The organism is Spongiactinospora sp. TRM90649, from assembly GCF_029382225.1.
Lineage (GTDB): Bacteria > Actinomycetota > Actinomycetes > Streptosporangiales > Streptosporangiaceae > Spongiactinospora.
On sequence record NZ_JARLTC010000081.1, the window covers coordinates 1 to 4,277 of the forward strand.

Consider the following 4,277-nt stretch of genomic DNA (forward strand, 5'->3'; position numbering starts at 1 on the left):
GCGGAGGTGAACTGGGCGGCGGTCTGTGCCCCCTACGGCGGCGAGCGGATCGATCTGCCCACCTACGCCTTCCAGCGCCGCCGCTACTGGCCCGCCGCGCGCCCCGCCGGGGATGTCACGTCCGCCGGGCTCGGTGCCGCCGATCATCCGCTGCTCGCCGCCGAGGTCTCGCTCGCCGGTGGCGACGGGGTCGTGCTCACCGGCAGGCTGTCGCTCGCCACGCACCCCTGGCTGGCCGACCACGCCGTGCTCGGCACCGTCCTCCTGCCGGGCACCGCGTTCGTGGAGATGGCCCTGCGCGCGGGCGAGCGGGTGGGCTGTGCCGCGATCGAGGAGCTGACCATCGAGGCCCCGCTCGCCGTACCGGCGCGGGGTGCCGTGCAGGTTCAGGTGAGCGTCACCGGCGTCGTGGACGGTCACCGGACCGTGGAGATCCACAGCCGCCCCGGCGACGGCGCGGACCACCACCACGCCTGGACCCGGAACGCCGCAGGGTCGCTCCCCGCCGCACCGCCCGCCGAGGCCGCGTTCGACCTGGCGGCATGGCCGCCCGCCGGAGCGGAACCCGTTGACCTCACCTCGGCCTACGACGAGCTGGCCGAACGCGCCGGCCTCGCCTACGGACCCGTCTTCCGGGGCCTGCGGGCCGCCTGGCGGCGCGGTGACGAGATCTTCGCCGAGGTGGCCCTGCCCGACGACGCACGGGCCGACGCGGCCCGCTCGGGGATCCACCCGGCGCTGCTGGACGCCGTCCTGCACGCCCTCGGCACGGAACGCCTCGCGGACGAGGACGGCGGTACGTCGCTGCCGTTCGCCTGGACCGGCGTGGCCCTGCACGCGGCGGGGGCGGCGGCGGTGCGGGCCAGGCTCGCCCCGGTGGCGGGCGACGGCTTCACCATCCAGGTCGCGGACGGCTCGGGCCGTCCGGTCACGTCGGTCGAGTCGCTGGCGCTGCGCCGGATCTCGGCCGACCGGCTTCAGGACGCGGGCCGGGCCGCCGCCCGGGGGCCGCTGTTCGTGACGGACTGGATCGAGGTCCCGCCGGGCGGCGAGTCCACCTGGGCCGAACTGGACTGGGACGCGACCGAGATCCCCGACCTCGTCGTCGCCAGGATCCAGACCGACGACGCGCGGCTCGCCGTGCGGCGGGCGCTCGACCTGCTGCACGCCTGGCTCGGCGAGCCGGGGGAGCGGTTCGCCGGGTCCCGGCTGGTGGTGCTGACCGGTGGCGGCCAGGCCGACCCGGTGAGCGGCGCGGTGGCGGGCCTGGTCCGCTCCGCGCAGAGCGAGAACCCCGGCCGCGTCATCCACGTCGACACCGACACCGATGCCGACAGCGCCGCGCTCGGCCGTCTCGCCGGGCTGGACGAGCCCCGGCTCGCGATCCGCGACGGCAGGCTGCTGGCCCCCCGCCTGACCCGGCCCACGACCTCCGCCGACGAGCCGGACGCCTGGACCGGCGGCCGGGACGGCACCGTACTGATCACCGGCGGCACCGGAGCCCTCGGCGCGCTCGTCGCCCGCCACCTGGTCACCGAGCACGGGGTCCGGCGCCTGATCCTGATCAGCCGCAGCGGCCCGAGCGCCGCCGGTTCGGCCGAGCTGGTCGCCGACCTCGCCGACGCGGGGGCGCAAGCCGAGGTCGTCGCCTGCGACGCCGCCGACCGGACGGCCCTCGCCGCGCTGCTCGGCACCATCCCCGCCGAGCATCCGCTGACCGGAATCGTGCACGCCGCCGGAATCGTGGACGACGGCGTCATCGAGTCGCTGACATACGAACGCCTCGACGTCGTGCTCGCCCCCAAGGCCGGGGCCGCGGCCAACCTGCACGAGCTGACCCGGGACCTGCCGGTACGCCGGTTCGTCCTGTTCTCCTCGATCGCCGCCACGTTCGGCACGGCGGGCCAGGGCAACTACGCCGCCGCCAACGCCTTCCTGGACGCGCTCGCCGTCCGGCGGCACGCGGAGGGACTGCCTGCGACCTCGATCGGCTGGGGCCTTTGGGCCGGTGCGGACGGCGGCATGGGCGGCCGGCTGAGCCGGGCCGACCTGGAGCGGTTCGACTCCCTCGGCGGCGCGCTGACCCACGCGCAGGGCCTGGCCCTGCTGGACGAGGCCGTCCGCACCGGACGCCCGCACGTCGTCGCGACCGCCGCGGAGCCGTCCGCCCCGGCCGGTGGCCTGCCGGTGCCCGCGCTGCTGCGCGGCCTGGTCCGGCCCTCGATCCGGCGGGCCGGTGACGGCGGCGGCACGGCAGGGTCCACGCTCGCCGCCCGCCTCGCCCCGCTGAACGGGACCGAGCGGACCAGGCTCCTCACCGACCTGGTGCGCGAGCAGGTCGCCGGCGTCCTCGGGCACGCCTCCGGCGGGCAGGTGGAGCTGAGGCGGTCCTTCAAGGAACTCGGCTTCGACTCGCTGACCGCCGTCGAGCTGCGCAACCGGATGAACGCCGCCACCGGCCTGCGGTTCCCCGCCACCCTGGTCTTCGCCCACCCCAGCCCGGCCGCGCTGATCGACCACCTGCTCGCCGAACTTGACGACGGCCAGGCCGCCGCCGCGCCGGTCGTCACGCAGGCCGGTGAGGGCGGCGACGAACCGATCGCCATCGTGGCCATGAGCTGCCGCTACCCGGGCGGGGTGCGGTCGCCGGAGGAGCTGTGGCGGCTCGTCTCCGAGGGCATCGACGGGATCTCCGAGTTCCCGGTGAACCGGGGCTGGGACCTGGACCGGCTCTACGACCCCGATCCCGCCGCGAGCGGCACCACCTACGCCAGGTACGGCGGGTTCCTGCACGACGCCGACCGGTTCGACGCCGGGCTGTTCGGCATCGCCCCGCGCGAGGCGCTGGCCATGGACCCGCAGCAGCGGCTGCTGCTCGAACTGGCCTGGGAGACCTTCGAACGGGCCGGGATGGACCCGGCGTCGGTGCGCGGCAGCCGTACCGGGGTGTTCGTCGGCATGATGTACCACGACTACGCGTCGAGCATGCCGGTCGTCCCCGGTGACCTTGAGGGGTACATGGCGACCGGCAGCGCGGCGAGCGTCGCCTCCGGCCGCATCTCCTACACCTTCGGGCTTGAGGGCCCGGCGGTCACCGTGGACACGGCGTGCTCCTCGTCGCTGGTCGCGCTGCACTGGGCGGCGCGGGCGCTGCGGGACGGCGAGTGCTCCATGGCCCTGGTCGGCGGCGTGACGCTGATGGCCAAGCCGGACGTGTTCGTGGACTTCAGCAGGCAGCGCGGGCTGGCCCCGGACGGCCGCTGCAAGTCCTTCGCCGCCACGGCGGACGGCACGAGCTGGTCGGAGGGCGCGGGCCTGCTGCTGGTGGAGCGGCTGTCGGACGCGGTCCGCAACGGCCACCAGGTGCTCGCGGTGGTCCGCGGCTCGGCGGTGAACCAGGACGGCGCGTCGAACGGCCTCACCGCCCCGAACGGCCGGTCCCAGGAACGCGTGATCCGGCAGGCGCTCGCGGACGCGGGGCTTGAGCCGTCCGAGGTGGACGCCGTCGAGGCGCACGGCACGGGCACCACGCTCGGCGACCCGATCGAGGCGCAGGCCCTCCTCGCCACCTACGGCGGGGACCGGGACGAGCCGCTGTGGCTGGGGTCGCTGAAGTCGAACATCGGGCACAGCCAGGCGGCGGCCGGGGTCGGCGGCGTGATCAAGATGGTCATGGCGATGCGGAACGACACACTGCCGAAGACCCTGCACGCCGACCAGCCCTCGCCGCACGTGGAGTGGTCCGCGGGCGCGGTCGAGCTGCTGACCGACTCCCGCGACTGGCTCCGCGCCGAGCGTCCCCGCCGCGCCGCGGTCTCCTCCTTCGGCATCAGCGGCACCAACGCGCACACGATCATCGAGGAGTACCCGGCCGGGGACCGTGCTCCGGTCACGGCGGGCGACCCGCCGCCGGTCCTGCCCTGGGTGATCTCGGGCAAGACCGCGGAGGCCGTCCGGGCCCAGGCCGTACGGCTGGCGCCGCTGGCCGGGTCGGACCTCGCCGAGGTGGCGTTCTCGCTGGCCACCACCAGGGCCGCGCTGGATTCGCGCGCTGTCGTCCTCGGCGGCGACGCCCAGGACTTCACCGCCGCGCTGATGGCCCTGGCCAACGGCGAGACCTCCCCCTCCCTCATCACCGGGACCGCGGCCGAAGGCCGGACCGCCTTCCTGTTCACCGGCCAGGGCGCGCAGCGCGCCGGAATGGGCCGCGAGCTCCACGAGACCTTCCCCGCCTTCGCGCAGGCGTTCGACGCGATCGCCGACCGGTTCGAGGGCGA

At 75.6% G+C, this 4,277-nt stretch carries 1 protein-coding gene; it reads left to right on the forward strand.

Translation table 11 applies throughout. The features are described 5' to 3' along the window. On the forward strand, nucleotides 1–4,277 hold a 4,277-nt coding region (locus P3X83_RS43000; protein WP_277311228.1), incomplete at both ends, for a type I polyketide synthase.